Origin of the sequence: Pseudomonas sp. IB20, assembly GCF_009707325.1 — a bacterium.
Classification (GTDB): Bacteria; Pseudomonadota; Gammaproteobacteria; order Pseudomonadales; family Pseudomonadaceae; genus Aquipseudomonas.
This window is the reverse complement of record NZ_CP046103.1, coordinates 2,735,110-2,750,316: the sequence shown is the minus strand read 5'-3', so window position 1 is coordinate 2,750,316 and position 15,207 is coordinate 2,735,110. Positions and strand designations below refer to the sequence as shown.

General features: G+C 61.5%; 14 protein-coding genes and 1 pseudogene. 6 read left to right on the top strand and 9 right to left on the bottom strand.

Annotation, left to right across the window (positions count from 1 at the left end; translation table 11 throughout):
* Positions 1 to 15 precede the first annotated feature (15 nt).
* The 8 genes and pseudogenes from glgA to GJU48_RS12625 form a co-directional block, all read right to left on the bottom strand.
* Complete coding sequence (gene glgA / locus GJU48_RS12660; protein WP_094950095.1) at positions 16 to 1,569, bottom strand: glycogen synthase GlgA; 1,554 nt, start codon at positions 1,567 to 1,569, stop codon at positions 16 to 18.
* Between the two features lie 422 nt (positions 1,570 to 1,991).
* Positions 1,992 to 2,945, bottom strand: a complete 954-nt coding sequence (locus tag GJU48_RS12655) for a D-2-hydroxyacid dehydrogenase family protein (RefSeq protein WP_094950094.1) — start codon at positions 2,943 to 2,945, stop codon at positions 1,992 to 1,994.
* 26 nt (positions 2,946 to 2,971) lie between these two features.
* A pseudogene (locus GJU48_RS12650) lies at positions 2,972 to 3,971 on the bottom strand (alpha/beta fold hydrolase).
* Between the two features lie 109 nt (positions 3,972 to 4,080).
* Positions 4,081 to 4,521 carry a YqaA family protein gene (locus tag GJU48_RS12645; protein ID WP_094950091.1) on the bottom strand — a complete coding sequence of 147 codons (441 nt, stop codon included), beginning with the start codon at positions 4,519 to 4,521 and terminating at the stop codon, positions 4,081 to 4,083.
* Between the two features lie 3 nt (positions 4,522 to 4,524).
* Complete coding sequence (locus tag GJU48_RS12640; protein ID WP_094950090.1) at positions 4,525 to 4,971, bottom strand: DUF411 domain-containing protein; 447 nt, start codon at positions 4,969 to 4,971, stop codon at positions 4,525 to 4,527.
* A gap of 67 nt (positions 4,972 to 5,038) precedes the next feature.
* Positions 5,039 to 5,497: an SRPBCC family protein gene (locus tag GJU48_RS12635; RefSeq protein ID WP_094950089.1), complete on the bottom strand. Its 459-nt coding sequence runs from the start codon at positions 5,495 to 5,497 to the stop codon at positions 5,039 to 5,041.
* Positions 5,498 to 5,587: 90 nt separating this feature from the next.
* Positions 5,588 to 7,312 carry a methyl-accepting chemotaxis protein gene (locus GJU48_RS12630; RefSeq protein WP_371917663.1) on the bottom strand — a complete coding sequence of 575 codons (1,725 nt, stop codon included), beginning with the start codon at positions 7,310 to 7,312 and terminating at the stop codon, positions 5,588 to 5,590.
* Positions 7,313 to 7,733: 421 nt separating this feature from the next.
* Complete coding sequence (locus GJU48_RS12625; protein WP_155296004.1) at positions 7,734 to 8,714, bottom strand: aldo/keto reductase; 981 nt, start codon at positions 8,712 to 8,714, stop codon at positions 7,734 to 7,736.
* A 118-nt stretch (positions 8,715 to 8,832) separates the two neighbouring features.
* Between GJU48_RS12625 and GJU48_RS12620 the strand changes: the two genes are divergently transcribed.
* Positions 8,833 to 9,744, top strand: a complete 912-nt coding sequence (locus tag GJU48_RS12620) for a LysR family transcriptional regulator (protein ID WP_094950087.1) — start codon at positions 8,833 to 8,835, stop codon at positions 9,742 to 9,744.
* Here the strand turns inward: GJU48_RS12620 and GJU48_RS12615 are convergent.
* The gene (locus GJU48_RS12615; RefSeq protein WP_094950086.1) at positions 9,741 to 10,646 is read right to left on the bottom strand and encodes an AraC family transcriptional regulator; all 906 of its coding nucleotides are present in this window, start codon (positions 10,644 to 10,646) and stop codon (positions 9,741 to 9,743) included. The genes GJU48_RS12620 and GJU48_RS12615 overlap by 4 nt on opposite strands.
* Positions 10,647 to 10,748: 102 nt before the next feature.
* On the opposite strand from GJU48_RS12615, the gene GJU48_RS12610 reads away from it, so the two are divergent.
* From GJU48_RS12610 to GJU48_RS12590, 5 genes are read left to right on the top strand one after another with little or no spacing between them, the layout of a single operon-like run.
* Positions 10,749 to 11,309 carry a carboxymuconolactone decarboxylase family protein gene (locus GJU48_RS12610; protein ID WP_094950085.1) on the top strand — a complete coding sequence of 187 codons (561 nt, stop codon included), beginning with the start codon at positions 10,749 to 10,751 and terminating at the stop codon, positions 11,307 to 11,309.
* A 51-nt stretch (positions 11,310 to 11,360) separates the two neighbouring features.
* The gene (locus tag GJU48_RS12605; RefSeq protein WP_094950084.1) at positions 11,361 to 12,422 is read left to right on the top strand and encodes an acyl-CoA dehydrogenase family protein; all 1,062 of its coding nucleotides are present in this window, start codon (positions 11,361 to 11,363) and stop codon (positions 12,420 to 12,422) included.
* A complete protein-coding gene (locus GJU48_RS12600) occupies positions 12,419 to 13,222 on the top strand; it encodes an ABC transporter ATP-binding protein (protein WP_094950083.1) in 804 nt (267 codons plus the stop codon). The genes GJU48_RS12605 and GJU48_RS12600 overlap by 4 nt, the downstream gene beginning before the upstream one ends.
* Positions 13,209 to 14,408 carry an ABC transporter substrate-binding protein gene (locus GJU48_RS12595; protein WP_094950082.1) on the top strand — a complete coding sequence of 400 codons (1,200 nt, stop codon included), beginning with the start codon at positions 13,209 to 13,211 and terminating at the stop codon, positions 14,406 to 14,408. Before GJU48_RS12600 ends, GJU48_RS12595 begins: the two co-directional genes overlap by 14 nt.
* A complete protein-coding gene (locus GJU48_RS12590; protein WP_094950081.1) occupies positions 14,405 to 15,166 on the top strand; it encodes an ABC transporter permease in 762 nt (253 codons plus the stop codon). The genes GJU48_RS12595 and GJU48_RS12590 overlap by 4 nt, the downstream gene beginning before the upstream one ends.
* Positions 15,167 to 15,207: the final 41 nt, after the last annotated feature.

Sequence of the window (15,207 nt, the reverse complement as noted above, 5' to 3'; positions counted from 1 at the left end):
TGGTTTTTTATGTGGCTATTTAGTTGATTTCCCCAGTGCCTTAGCCACTAACTGTTCGTACAGCTCGGCGTAGGGTTCCACCGCCTGGCACCAGTTGAATGGCTGGGTCATGGAGCGGCTGCGCATGGCGTTGAGCAGGCCTTTGTTGGCAAACACGCGGAACGCGCGGCTCAGCGCCTCTTCGTAGCTCTCTACGGTGGATTCATTGAACAGGAAGCCGGTGACGCCATTTTCAATGGTGTCCGCCAGGCCGCCGGTATTACGCGCCACCGGCAACGAGCCGAAGCGCTGCGCGTACATCTGGCTCAGGCCGCACGGCTCATAGCGCGAAGGCATCAACAGGAAGTCGCTGCCGGCGAACATGCGCCGGGCGTCGGTTTCATTAAAGCCGATGCGCACGCCGACTTGGCCGGGGAAGCGCAGGGCCAGTTCACGCATGGCGTGTTCTTCTTCCGGCTCGCCGCGACCGATAATCGCGATCTGGCCGCCGTTTTCGACGATAAAGCTGCTGACTGCTTCGGTCAGGTCCAGGCCCTTTTGATACACCAGGCGCGAGACCACGGCGAACAGTGGCCCAGTGGATTCGTGCAGGCCGAACAGCTCGCGTACATGGGCAGCGTTGACGGCCTTGCCGTCCCAGTCACCGATGTTGAAGTTGTGGGTCAGGTGAGCGTCGGTGGAGGTTTCCCAGCTTTCGTCGATGCCGTTGGGAATACCACTGAGCAGGCCTTGCTGGGTCTTGCTGGCGAGGAAGCCATCAAGGCCGCAGCCGAATTCCGGGGTGGTGATTTCCTGGGCGTACGTGGCGCTCACCGTGGTGATATGGCTGGAATACGCCATGCCGGCCTTGAGGAACGACATCTTGCCGTAGAACTCCATGCCTTCTTGTTGCAAGGCATGCGGCGGAATGCCCAGCTCCGGCGTGGACGCCAAGCTGACCACGCCTTGATAGGCGAGGTTATGAATGGTGAACAAGGTTGGGGTGCGTGAACCACGCCAATGCATATAGGCCGGGGCCAGGCCGGCAGGCCAGTCGTGGGCGTGCACCAGGTCCGGGCACCAGTGGATCTGCGCGAGGTTGGCGGCCATGTCGGCGGCGGCCAGGCCCAGGCGGGCGAAGCGAATATGGTTGTCCGGCCAGTCGCGGCCGTTGTTGGCGCCGTAGGGCGTGCCTTCGCGCTCATAGAGCTCGGGGCAGATCAGTACATAGATGACCAGGCCATCCTTGAGGTCCATGCGCCCGATCTTGCACGGCGGCAGCGCCGCGTGGCCGCCCAGTTCGCCGATGATGTGGATGGGGTTGTCGCTTTCCATCACCTGCGGGTAACCCGGGATCAGCACGCGCACATCATGCAAGTGGGCCATGGCACGGGGCAGGGCAGCGGACACGTCGCCCAAACCACCGGTTTTCACCAAGTCGGCGAACTCGGAAGTGACGAACAAGACTTTCTTTCGATTGGGGTTACTCACGATCGGCCGCACAGTGTTGGGCAGGTCGGCCAAAGATGTTGGCCCCCCAGCCGGCTGACTAAAACGCTCTCCCTGAGTATCTACTGCAGCACTGATCATAGCTCTCTCCCACATATTTGGTTGGCTAATGGCTCGCTGCCATTAGCTCCGATGACCGCATCCTGCGGCCAGGCGCACAAGCACTGTACAAACTGGCAAGGCGTATGCCAGTTGCACGATTAGCCTAAAAAGAGTGGATGAACGGGCATTTGGCGTGAACCGCGTGCACTCGCCTCCCTTAAAAACTGGACCTATGGCAGAGTTGGAAAGTTTCGATTTTTTGCGGGGTTTTTGTTTTGGAACGGACCCATCGGTCATGAGTCTAGGACAGATCCCAGAGCCTGTATGGTTTATGTGGGAATTTTGTAGGACAAAAAACTTGTAACGGGAGATGGACTGGTTATTAGGCGAGGAGAGTAATGCTGTGGCGAGTGGGCTTGCCCCGCGGCAGCCTGCTCGCCACAAAATGGTGCGAAGCAGGATCAGTCGAGCACGCGAACGGGCGTGCCGCTGGCCCAAGCCTGAATATTTTCAATCATCTGCTGGTAGAACTGCCGGTAATTCTGCTCGCTCACATACCCCACATGCGGCGTGGCCAACACAGTGGGCAGGCGCCGGAACGGATGATCAACCGGCAGTGGCTCTTCGCTATAAACGTCCAGCGCCGCCCCGGCCAAGCGCCCGGCGACCAACGCAGCGACCAGCGCCTGCTCATCCACAATCGGCCCGCGCGCGGTATTCACCAAGCGCGCAGTCGGCTTCATCCAGCCCAGCGCTTCGGCATCCACCAGCCCACGGCTGCGATCGCTGAGCACCAGGTGCACGGTGAGGATATCGGCCTGTTCAAACAATTGGCGCTTGCTGACCCAGGTCACGCCCGCCTCAGCCGCACGCTGCGGCGTGAGGTTTTCGCTCCAGGCAATCACGCGCATGCCGAAAACCTGGGCGAACTGCGCGACTTTCTGGCCAATGCTGCCCAACCCGAGAATCCCCAAGGTCTTGCCGTACAGGTCGCCACCCAGGCCAACCTGCCATCCGCCGCCCCTCAGGGCATTGGCTTCCTGCAGCAGGTTACGGGTGCACGCCATGATCAGCGCCCAAGTCAATTCCGGCGCCGCGTGTTTATAGCTGTCAGTGCCGCAGACCTGAATGCCGAGGGCCTTGGCGGCCGGAATGTCGATGGCCGCATTGCGCATGCCCCCGGTCACCAGCAGCTTGAGCTTGGGCAAGCCTTGCAGCAGGGCTTTGTCGAAGGTTGTGCGCTCGCGCATCACGCAAATGACCTCGAAAGCCTTTAACCGCTCGATCATCACCGCGGTATCCGCCGGGTAATCGTGCAGGAAGTGCACTTGGCCCGCCGCGTCCAAGGCCGACCAATCCACCACGCCACTGGCCACATTCTGCCAATCATCAATGACTGCGATCTGTACCGACATTCACGAGTACCTCGAATAAAGTTGGATTACAGGGCGTTCAAGCCCTTTAGCAGGGCTTTATTGAACTGAGCCGGTTCCTCCATCTGCGGTGCATGCCCAAGCCCTGGGAATTCCACCAGGGTTGCATGGGGGATCAGCTTGGCCACTTGCTTACCCAGCACGTCGTAATGACCGAGCTTGGCCTTGACCGCAGGCGGCGCAATATCGCTGCCGATGGCGGTGGTGTCGGACGTGCCGATCAGCAGCAAGGTGGGCATCTGCACATCCTTGAACTCGTAGTACACCGGCTGGGTGAAGATCATGTCGTAAATCAGCGCCGAGTTCCAGGCGACCTGGGTGTGCCCCGGGCCTTTATTCAGGCCGGCGAGCATGTCGACCCAGCGGTCGTACTCGGGCTTCCAGCGCCCGACGTAATAGGTGTTAAGTTCGTACTGGCGGATGCCTTCGGCGCTGAGTTTCAGCTCGCGTTCATACCATTGGTCGACGCTGCGATAGGGCACGCCCAAAGCTTTCCAGTCTTCCAGGCCGATCGGGTTGACCAGCGCCAGTTGCTCGGTTTGCGCCGGGTACAGCAGCGCGTAGCGGGTGGCGAGCATGCCGCCGGTGGAGTGGCCGACCAGGGTGGCTTTTTGAATGCCGAGTTTATCCAGCAGTTGTGGTGTTAGCCAGTTGCTGGAAGCTGTATTGTAGTTCGGTTGCTGGAGGTCAGAACCGATTGGTCGGCGCGATCACGCGGTAACCGGCGTCGCTCAAGGCTTTTATCGACGCGTCCCAGGTAGCGCCACAGAAGTTCTTGCCGTGCATCAGCACCACGCTGCGTCCGTTGGCCTTGCCCTTGGCGGGCACATCCATATAACCCATCTGCAGGGTTTTGCCTTGGGACTGGAAGTTGAAGTGCTCGACCGGGTAGGGGTACTGGAAGCCTTGCAGCTCAGGGCCGTAGGCCGGGCCTTCGGTGGCCGCAAAGACCGCAAGGGCGCTGCCGAGCAGCAGGCTGGCGGCGCACAGTGAACGGATCAGCGTCATGGGTCAGGCTCCGGAGGCAACAGTGTCCGGATGCTGTGGCGGGGGGATTAAGCGAGGATTAACGGGGCGCGGCAATGCGTCGGCTACAGTGGCGACCAACGGTCAGCCGTTATGAAGAGGCGAGCTGGCTCAGCGTCAGCACCGCCAGCACCGCGTATCGGGCGCCTTTTGCAACACTGACCAGCAGCAGAAAACGCCAGAACGGCTCGCGCATCACCCCGGCCACCAAGGTCAGCGGGTCGCCGATAATGGGCACCCAACTAAGCAACAGTGACCAGTGCCCCCAGCGTTGATAGTGCCGGCTAGCCTTTTCCAGGTGCCGGGGGCTGACGGGGAACCAGCGCCGCGCCTTGAAGCGCTCAACAGAACGCCCCAGCCACCAATTAACCACCGAGCCCAGCACGTTGCCGACGGTGGCGATCGTGAGCAGCACCCACAGGCTGTAATGCCCGCTGATCAACAGGCCCACCAGCACTGCCTCCGATTGCATCGGCAACAGCGTTGCAGCACCGAAGGCGGCGAAGAATAGGCCCAGGTAACCCGCGAGCATCAATCAACGAGCCGGGTAGTCGGCCACCACCACGTCTTTACCCTCACGGGTCAGGCCGATGACCTGATAAGCGTCGCTCATACCGTCCATTTCCATGCCCGGTGAACCCATGGGCATGCCCGGGGCGGCAATGCCGAGCAAGTCGTCACGCTTGCGCAGGGCCATTACCTGCTCGGCGGGCACATGGCCTTCGACGAACTTGCCGTCGATCACGGCGGTATGGCACGAGCCCAGGCGCGGCGCCACGCCCAGGCGTTGTTTAACCGCGCTCATGTCGGCTTCCACATGGTCGTTGACCTTGAAGCCGTTGCTTTCCAGGTGGCTGATCCACTTTTTGCAGCAGCCGCAGTTGGCGTCGCGGTGCACGTCGATTGGGATCAGGTCGGCCGCCTGGGCCAGGGTGGAGGTGAGCAGGGCGCACAGCAGCGCCAGTCGCACGGGGGTTTTCATAGCGTGTCTCGTGAGCAGGAATGGCGGCGATCATGACGGCGTCCCGGGCGACGTTAATGTTTCAAGATTATACGACGGCTGCGTTTTCCAACCGCTGCTTGAGCTGGTCCAGCGCGATAGCAGAAAGCTCGGCCATGCGCTCATGCAAGGTGGCGAGCTGCAACTCGGTTTCGTAGGTCAGCACGCGTTTGAACAGCGTTCCGCCGCGATGGGCTTGCAAGAAGTACTCAATAGAACCGTCCACCGCGAGGGAGGTAAACACGGTTTTGAATTCACTCGGGCGGCGGGCGATCTGCACGCGGTAGCTCATGGGCACGCGCACGCCCAGCAGGTCGATGACTTCGGTAAAACGGGTGCCGACCGGCAGTGAACCGGTGGTGCCGGTGTCGGCACTCAGGGAGGTAGGGTGCCACTCGTGCCAGCGGTCGGGCTGGGTCACGTAGTCGTAGACGACTTCGATCGGGGCTTGGATGAAGCGTTCCTGGCTGATCCGCTCCATGCGGACAGAATGATCAGCAGCGTGCATGACACACCTCCTGTGTGGCGAGATCTCGCACTGGGAGCTGTCAGAATAGTCCCACTCCCGTGGTTTGCACGGGAGTGTTTCACTCATTTATCAGCGAACCTTGAAACGGCTCATCAACGCAATCACCCGGCCATTGGCATCCAGCAGGCTTTGCGTATTGGTTTCAGTGGCATGGCCACTTTCCACCAGCTCTTCAACCATATGTCGGATCTGCACCATGCTGCGGTTGATCTCCTCGGTTACCGCGCTTTGCTGCTCGGCGGCGGTAGCGATCTGGGTGCTGAGGTTGTTGATATGGCTGACCGAGCCGGCCATCTCATCCAAACCGGTGTTGACGCGTGCCGTGGCATCCGCCGCCGATTGGCAACTGGCCTGGGTGTTTTCCATCGCCGTTACCGACGAACTCACACCGGTGGTCAGGCGCGCCAACATCTCGTTGATCTGCGAGGTGCTGGCCTGGGTGCGTGCGGCCAGCGCTCGGACTTCGTCGGCCACCACCGCAAACCCACGGCCTTGCTCGCCAGCGCGCGCCGCTTCAATCGCGGCGTTGAGTGCCAAGAGGTTGGTCTGGCCGGCAATCGCGCCGATCACGCCGAGGGTTTCAGTGATACGCGCGGCGTCCTGGCGCATGTTTTCCACGGTATGGGTAGCGCTGGCGACTTCGCCGATCAGGGCGGTGACGCTGGTGGAGGCTTCACCCACCACCACACGGGAGCGGTCGGCGTGTTCGTTGGCGCGTTGGGTGAACGACGCGGTTTCAGCGGCGTTTTGCGCGACGGTGTCGGCGGTGGAGCTCATTTCGGTGATGGCCGTGACCGTCTGATCGGTCTCCGAGGCGTGCCGTACCAGAATCTGGTTAGTGTGCTCCGAAGTCTGCTGCAATTGCTCAAGCCCCGAGGCCATGGCGCCCGTGGCCTGAGTGACTTCGCCGATCATGTTTTGCAGGTAGATGATAAAGCGGTTCACCGAGTGGCCGATGGCGCCCATTTCATCTTCGGCACGGATGGTGATGCGCTTCGTCAGGTCGGCATCGCCGGCAGACAGCGCGTCGATATTGGTGCGCAGCGACTTCATGCGTTGCACCAGTTGGCGAATCGCAAAGAACGCCAGCAGTACCAGCAGCAACACCATCGGGATTTGCAGCAGCGCCAAGCTACCGAGTACATCATCACGCTGGGCGGTGATCAGCGAGGTAGGCAGGGCGGTGGCGAGGAACCACGGCGTGCCCTCGATCGGGCGCATGTAAAAGGTGCTGGACACGCCCTGGTTGTCGAATTCACTGCGCTGCAGCGCCTGGTCGCGATGGGCGAGGGCCTTGCTGACCTGGGCGGCAAACGCCGAGGTGCCGGTCAGTTCGCTGATGTTCTTGAGCACCACTGGGCTGCTGATGCGCGTGCTGTTGCTGATGATCTTGCCGTCGCCTTCGACGATCAGCATCTGGCCGCCGATGTCTTTTTCCTTGTTGGCCACCAGCTCATTGAAAAAGCCCAGGGTCACATCGATGGTGGCGACGCCGTAAGCCGCGCCGTCACGCTGAATCGCCATGGCGCAGTTGGTGCGCGGTTCCTGGCTGGCGTCGTCTTTGTAGGCAGCCGCCCAGGCGCACTGGCCGCGCGGCGAGGCGAGGCCGCCTTTGTACCAGCTCTGGTCGTAGTAATTGGGCGCGGCGTCGCTGTTCCAGAAGGTATTCACGGCCAGCTTGCCCGAGGCATCGCGGTGCCAGAACGTGCTGTGTTTGTTGCGCCCCGGCGTGCGCTGGTTGGGCAGCGGCCAGATGCCACCGCCGAAGACTTTCAGCTCGCCATACTGATCCACCAGGCCGGGCAGCACCTTGTCGATGGCGTCACTGTCGAGCAGCGGGATGGTTTGGGTGATGCTGCGTTGCTGGGCTTGAACCTTGTTGAGTTCGCCCTGAATCTGCACAGCCACCTCGGCGATGCGGTTGAGCACCACCTGTTCTTCGGTGTGTTTTAGCGTGGGGGGCGACCAACTGGCCGATACCCACGACGGTTAACACTGATAGCACCAGGACGAACAGCACCAGAAACAGGGTGTAGCGGGTTTGAATGGAGCGTAGTGGGGTCATGGGGTCGTCCTTACGAAGCATTTATTATCGACGCGGCTTTGTTAGAGCTTCGTCGGGCTATCGGCTTGGTAAGGAAGAGCTTGAGGTACTATTGTACAAAGTTGAACGGTTGACGGCGTCCTTTCCCACATGGGCGGCTAAGCCACCCTGTCAAGACCCGGCCTCGGGGTAGCGTGAACCGGCCGTAGCGCCCGCCTCGAAGATCGATGCCAGTGCTGACAGCTCAGCAGCACTCAGCGTGACATCCACTGCCGCCACGTTCTCTTCGAGGTACTTGCGCTGCTTGGTCCCGGGGATTGGGATCAGGTAATCGCCCTGCGCGAGCACCCACGCCAACGCCAGCTGCCCGGCTGTGATGCCTTTTTCAGCGGCCAGCGTCTTGACCCGGTCCACCAATCGCAAGTTTTTTGCAAAGTTCTCCCCCTGAAACCGTGGGCTGGAGCGGCGGTAGTCGTCGGCGGCGAAGTCATCCGGGTTTTTCAGGGCGCCCGTGAGAAAACCTCGCCCCAACGGGCTGTAAGGCACAAAGGCGATGCCCAGGCGTTGGCAGGCTGCCAGGCAACCGTTGTCTTCCTGGTCGCGGCTCCACAGCGAGTATTCGCTTTGCAGGGCGCTGATCGGATGCACCTTGTGCGCGCGCTCCAGGCTGGCGGCCGAGGCTTCGCTCAGGCCCAGGTAACGCACCTTGCCTTGCTTGACCAGTTCGGCCATAGCGCCGACGGTCTCTTCGATGGCCACTTGGGGGTCGATGCGGTGCTGGTAGTACAGGTCCAGCGTTTCCACGCCCAGGCGTTTCAAGGTGCCCTCAATCGCCTCGCGGATATATTCAGGGCGGCCATTCACGCGGCGCACTGTCGGGTTCGCCGGGTCACGCACAAAGCCGAATTTGCTCGCCAGGAACACCTGGTCGCGTTTGCCAGCGATGGCTTTGCCGATCAGCGTTTCATTGGTGTGGGGGCCGTACATGTCGGCGGTGTCCAGCAGGGTGACGCCCAACTCCAGCGCGCGGTGCAGGGTGGCGACGGCTTCCTGGGTATCGCTGCCGGTGGTGTAGAAGTCGGTCATGCCCATGCAGCCGAGGCCGAAGGCGGAGACTTGAGGGCCGTTCTTGCCGAGTTGACGGGTGTGCATGGGTTCAGCTCCTGGGTGGGGAAGGCCTCTATTGTTATCCTCGACAAAACCGAGATAAACCGGCTAAAAGCGCTATCACTGTTCGTAAATTCTAAATAATGGCGGGAGGCGTCGTCCCTTGGACCGATTCAACGCGATGCGCGTGTTCACCCGGATTGTTGAGTTGGGCGGGTTTGCCAAGGCGGCCGACAGCCTGCAACTGCCCCGGGCGTCGGTGACCATCCTGATCAAACAGCTGGAGGCTCATCTGGGCGTGCAACTGTTGCAGCGCACCACACGCCAAGTCAGTCCGACCCTGGATGGCGCCGCGTACTACCAGCGTTGTGTGCAATTGCTGACAGACCTGGAAGAAACCGAGGCGGTGTTCTCCGTCAGCCGCCAGAACCCGCGCGGCACCTTAAGCATCGACATGCCCTCGGGCATCGGTCGGCTGATCGTGATTCCAGCGTTACCGACGTTTACGGCGCGCTACCCGCACATCGCGTTGGAAATCGGCCTTAATGACCGCACAGTTGACCTGATTCGCGAGGGCGTGGACTGCGTGCTGCGCGGTGGCCTGGCCCTGGACGAATCGCTGGTGGCCCGGCCTTTGGCGATGATGGACCAGTTGACGCTGGCCAGCCCCGACTACCTCAAGCGTTTCGGTGTGCCCGCTACAGTGGACGACCTGGCTGGCCATCAAATGGTCGAGTACGTGTCCAGCGCCAGCGGCAAACGCTTCGGCCTGGCGTTTCAGGTGGGCACCGAACTGCGGGAGATCAACCTGCCCAAGGTGGTTGCGGTGAACAGTTCCGATGGTTATTTCGCAGCGTGCGAGGCTGGCTACGGGTTGATCCAGGCGCCGTATTATCACGCAACACGTCAACTGGCGCAGGGCACGCTGGTGGAAGTGCTGGCTGAGGTTGTGCCGCCGAGGATGGCCTTGACTGCGCTGTACCCGCCGCATCGCCAGTTATCACCGCGGGTGCGGGTATTTGTCGATTGGCTGGTGGAACTGTGCGCGCAGCCGGGTATTGGCTTGCAACGCTAGCCTTGAGCCTTGCGATAGGCGCCGGGCTGCTGCCCGGTTACCTTGTGAAACGCACGCGTAAACGCCGCCACCGATTGGTAACCCACCGCCAGCGATACATCGGCCACGGTCTGGTCTTGCTTGAACAGCTGGCATGCATACCGCATGCGCATCATCAACAGCACTTGCCCCGGCGATTGCCCACACAACTCGTTAAACCGTTTGAAAAACGCCGAGCGCGACAGCCCGGTGCAAGCCGCCATGCTTTCCAGGGTCCAAGGCTCTGCCGGGCGCGCAATCAATTGCTCCAGCAGGTTGGCGAACGTCGGTTGCCGGGCCAGTGCAGCCAGGCCGCCAAGCTCGGCGTTATCGAGCACTTGCTGGCGCAGCACATACAGAAACAACAAGTGGCAAAGACGTTCGAGCAAGGCGGACGAGGGCGCCGGGCTACGCTCGCACTCTTGCAGGATCAGTTCGAACAGGTTGCGCGCGGCAGTCAGCGAAGGGTCGCCAGCGCGCAGAATGATCCAGGCGGGCAGGGTGTCGACAATCATGGCCGACAGGCCGGAATGAAAGTGGAAGAATCCACATACCAGGCCCGCGCCGTCATTGGCGGCGCTGTCCAGCGCGAGCATCGGCCGGCGCGGGCATTCCCGTGCAGCCGCCGCCGTTGCGGCGCCAGACAGCTGGTAAACCAGGTCACGCAACAGAAACACCGCGTCGCCATTGTTCAAGTGTTTCGGGTCAGGTTCACCGTCAATATGCAACCAGCACTGGCCTTGTACGATCAGGTGGAAACTCGCGCTGGCCATGCCATGGGTGCTCGCATGCCAGCTGCCACAATAGCGGCCCACATGGAACAGGCTGGTGTTGAGTTCGAGGCTGTCTAATAACCAATCGACAAGGGCACTGGACGAATTCATCTAACGGAAAGACTCTAGAGCAAGTAATCGCTACTTTAGACTATTGAGGCGATTTTTTATAACCAACAGACTGGGTACACGAACCCATCAGGAGACCACTCCATGTCCCGTGTACCGTTGCTCACCCCTGAAACCGCGCCGCAAGCCGCGAAACCGTTCCTGGAAAACGCTCTGAAAACCTCGGGTTTTATCCCTAACCTGCTCGCCGTACTCGCCAATGCACCGGCTGCGCTGGAAACCTACGTCACCGTGTCGGGCCTTAACGCTAAGGCCGAACTGAGCCTGGCCGACCGTGAAGTGGTGCAACTGATTGCCGCCACCACGCACGGTTGCGACTTCTGCGTGGCCGGCCACACCGCTGTGGCGCGCAACAAGGCCAAGCTGCCGGAGGCAGTGATCGAAGCCTTGCGCCAGTTGGGTGAGTTGCCAGATGCGCGCTATGAGACACTCGCCGCCTTCACCCGTGAAGTGATCGCCACGCGTGGTGATGTCAGCGACGCAGGTTTCGAGGCATTTCGCGGCGCCGGTTACACCGACGGCCAGGCCCTGGAAGTTATTTTGGGCGTAAGCCTGGCAACCCTGTGCAACTTCGCTAACGTGTTTGCCCGTACCCCGCTGAACCCGGAGCTGGCGCAATACCGTTGGGAAAAACCGGCGAGCTGAGGCGCACACGCGCAGGTGTTGGTCCCCACGCAGTAAAAAGGAGAAACATGAATGCTTGACCCAATCTTGAGCCGTTGGCTCGACGTTCAAGCGCAGGCCCTGGATGTGGGCAGTTGCGATCCACAGGAAGTGCTGCCAAGGCTGGCAGAAGCCAACGTATTAGGTATCGGCGTGCCCAAGGCCCTTGGTGGCCTGGGCGGCGATGTGACCGGCGCGGTGGACGCCATCGCCAATGTCGCCAGCCATTCCCTGGCGGCGGCGTTTGTGTGCTGGGGCCAGCGGTCTTTTATCGAGTATTTGTTGCAGAGCCCGAATGAGCGGCTGCGTGAGCAACTGTTGCCGGACTTGCTCAGCGGCAAACTGGCCGGGGCCACGGGGCTGTCGAATGCGATGAAGTTTTTGTCCGGCATCGAGACGCTGCAAATCAGCGCCGAACCGACTGATGACGGCTGGACCCTCAACGGTCGCCTGCATTGGGTAACCAACCTGCGCAAGAACGGCTTTGTTGCCGCCGCTGCGATCGAACATGCCGGTGGTGGCGCGCCGTTTATCCTGGCGATCCCCGATTCGGTTGCGGGTTTGCAACGCTCGCGCGACCTGGAGCTGTTGGGGCTGCAATCAAGCAATACAGCAGCCCTGGGTCTGGAAGGGGTTGAGCTGAGTCGTGACTGGTTGTTGCATGAGGATGCGCGCAAGTTTCTACCGGCAGTACGCCCGGCGTTTCTTGGGTTGCAGTGCGGTATGTCCATCGGCCTGGCCCGTCGCTCCCTGGCGGAAGTAGCCAACCACTTGGGCTCGAGCCGCACCGTATTGCGCGATGAGTTGGAAGCGCTACGCGTGACGCTGGACCACTTGGTCAACGAATTGAAAAAAGGCCTGCTGGCCGTGCGATTTGCAGCAGAACCGGTGCCGTTGTTCAAGCTGCGCATTGCCCTCGCGGAAACCGCCGCCAGTGCTGTACAGCTTGAACTGCAGGCCAGCGGCGGCAAGGCGTACCTGACTGCCCACGGCAGTGGTTTCGCCCGGCGCTGGCGCGAGTCGGCCTTTGTGCCCATCGTCACGCCCAGCCTGGTGCAACTGCGTACCGAGCTGCATCGCCAGGCTAATCTATGAACCAGGCGGTATTGAGTGCCCAGGCGGTTTGCCTGGGGTATGCCAGTGGGCCGGTGTTCCAAGGGTTTGACTTGCACTTGCAGCCGGGTGAGGTGGTGTCGATCCTGGGTCCTAGCGGCGTCGGCAAGTCCAGCTTGCTGCGGGTGCTGGCCGGCTTGCAGGCGCCCCAGGGCGGTAGCGTGCGGGTGCTGGGCGAGCCGCTGGATGGCCCGCATCCGCGCGTGGCCGTGGCTTTTCAAGACCCTAGCCTGTTGCCGTGGCTGAACCTGGAAAAGAACGTCGCCTTTGGTTTGGATTTCGCTCGCCAGCCGCACTTGAGCACTGAGGAGCGTCGCCGCCGCGTGGACCACGCCATCGCGGCGGTTGGGTTGGAACATGCTCGTGCGCAGTTCCCGGCGCAGCTGTCCGGCGGCATGGCCCAGCGCACGGCGTTGGCGCGCTGCCTGGCGCGCCAACCGCAGGTGTTGCTGCTGGATGAGCCGTTCGGCGCGCTGGATGAAGTCACCCGCGCCGATATGCAGCACTTGCTGCTCAAGGTCAACCGCGAGCAAGGCTCGGCGGCCGTATTGATCACCCACGATATTGATGAAGCGCTGCTGCTGTCCGACCGCATCCTGCTACTGGGCAACCGCCCGGCGCGGACCTTGGGTGAATGGCATATCAACCTGGCGCAACCGCGCGAAGAGCAAGTTGAGGCCATCGGCGCGCTGCGTATCGAGATTCTGAAAACCTTACGGCAGGCGAGCCGCCCTCAACCCAACCCTCTTGAACAACTGGAGCCCAACTATGTGTCTGGATGACCTGACCCACTCGCGCCGTGACTTTCTCAAACTCTCGGCGGTGCTCAGCGCTGCCGGTGCCTTGCCGCTGTTGAGCAGCTTGCAAGCGCGCGCGGCCAGCGAGCCGGACGCGCCGGTACGCATCGGCTACTTGCCGATCACCGACGCCACGCCGCTGCTGGTTGCGCACAACAACGGCCTGTTCGAAGCCGAAGGCATCAAGGCTGAGCGCCCGGTGCTGTTGCGCAGCTGGGCCCAGGTGATCGAGGCGTTTATCTCCGGGCAGGTCAACGTGATTCACCTGTTGTCGCCGATGACGGTGTGGGCGCGCTATGGCAGCAAAGTGCCGGCTAAAGTGGTGGCCTGGAACCACGTCGGCGGTTCGGGCTTGACCGTATCGCCAGGCATTACCGATGTGAAGCAACTGGGCGGCAAGTCGGTGGCAATTCCGTTTTGGTACTCGATCCACAACGTGGTGGTGCAGCAACTGTTTCGCGATAACGGCCTCACGCCCGTGGCGCGCGCAGCCGGTTCTGGGATTGCCGCCAACGAGGTCAACCTGATTGTGTTGCCGCCCTCCGACATGCCGCCGGCCCTGGCCAGCAAACGTATCGACGGCTATATCGTCGCCGAGCCATTCAACGCCCTGGCGGAAAACCTCAAAGTCGGCCGCGTACAGCGCTTCACCGGTGACGTATGGCGTAACCATGCGTGCTGCGTGGTGTTCATGCACGAGCACGACCTGACCAACCGCCCGCAATGGTCGCAGAAAGTGGTGAATGCCATCGTCAAGGCGCAGGTGTGGACCCGTGATAACCGCGAAGAAGCGGTGAAGCTTTTGTCCAAGGACGGCCCGAACCGCTACACGCCGCATGCCGAACCGGTGTTGAGCAAAGTTCTCGCGCCGGCGGCCAGCGACCGTGCCGCTTACCTGGCTGACGGCGCCATCCAGCACGCCCATTGGGACGAGCACCGCATCGACTTCCAGCCGTACCCATTCCCCAGCTACACCGAGGAACTGGTGCGCCGCTTGAAGGACACCTTGATCGAGGGCGACAAGAAATTTCTCGCCGACCTTGACCCGGCGTTCGTCGCCAAAGACTTGGTGGACGACCGTTTTGTGCGTAATGCCATCGAGTCGGTGGGCGGCATGAAAACCTTCGGCTTGCCGGATGGCTACGAGCGGCAAGAGGAGATTGGCGCTTGAGTAAAGGCACACTCCCGGGCTGGTTGCTGGGCCTGAGTGGTTTGGCAGGCTTGCTGTTCTTGTGGTGGTTCGGCGTCAAAGTGTTTGGCGTCGCCGATGGCTTGTCGGCGCGCTTTTCGCTGGCGGCGACCGTCAGCAGCCTGTGGGAATTGTTCGGGCGCGGCGAGCTGTACCTGCATATCGCCGTGAGCCTCAAGCGCATCTTCGTCGGCCTGTTTCTCGCCCTGTTGGTGGGCGTGCCACTGGGCCTGCTGGTGGGCAGTTCGCGCAACCTGGAAGCAGCCACCACGCCAGCCTTTCAGTTTTTGCGGATGATCTCGCCGTTGTCCTGGATGCCCATCGTGGTGATGTTGATGGGCGTGGGCGACCAGCCGATCTACTTTCTGCTGGCCTTTGCCGCGGTGTGGCCGATCATGCTTAACACCGCCGCCGGCGTGCGCCAGTTGGACCCGCGCTGGTTGCAGTTGAGCAAGAGCCTGAGTGCCACGCGCTGGGAAACCTTGCGGCGCGTGATCATTCCCGGCGTAGTCGGGCACGTGCTGACCGGCGTGCGCCTGGCCATTGGTATCGTGTGGATTGTGCTGGTGCCGTGCGAGATGCTTGGGGTCAGTGCGGGCTTGGGCTATTACATCCTTGATACCCGTGACCGGCTGGCCTATTCGGAGTTGATGGCGATGGTGCTGCTGATCGGGCTGCTGGGGTTTGCCCTGGATGCGTTTGCGCGTTGGCTGCACCAACGCTGGGTGCACGCGAGCTGAAGGTCAAACGTCTCGCTTTGCGCCCTGCAAAGCGAGACGCA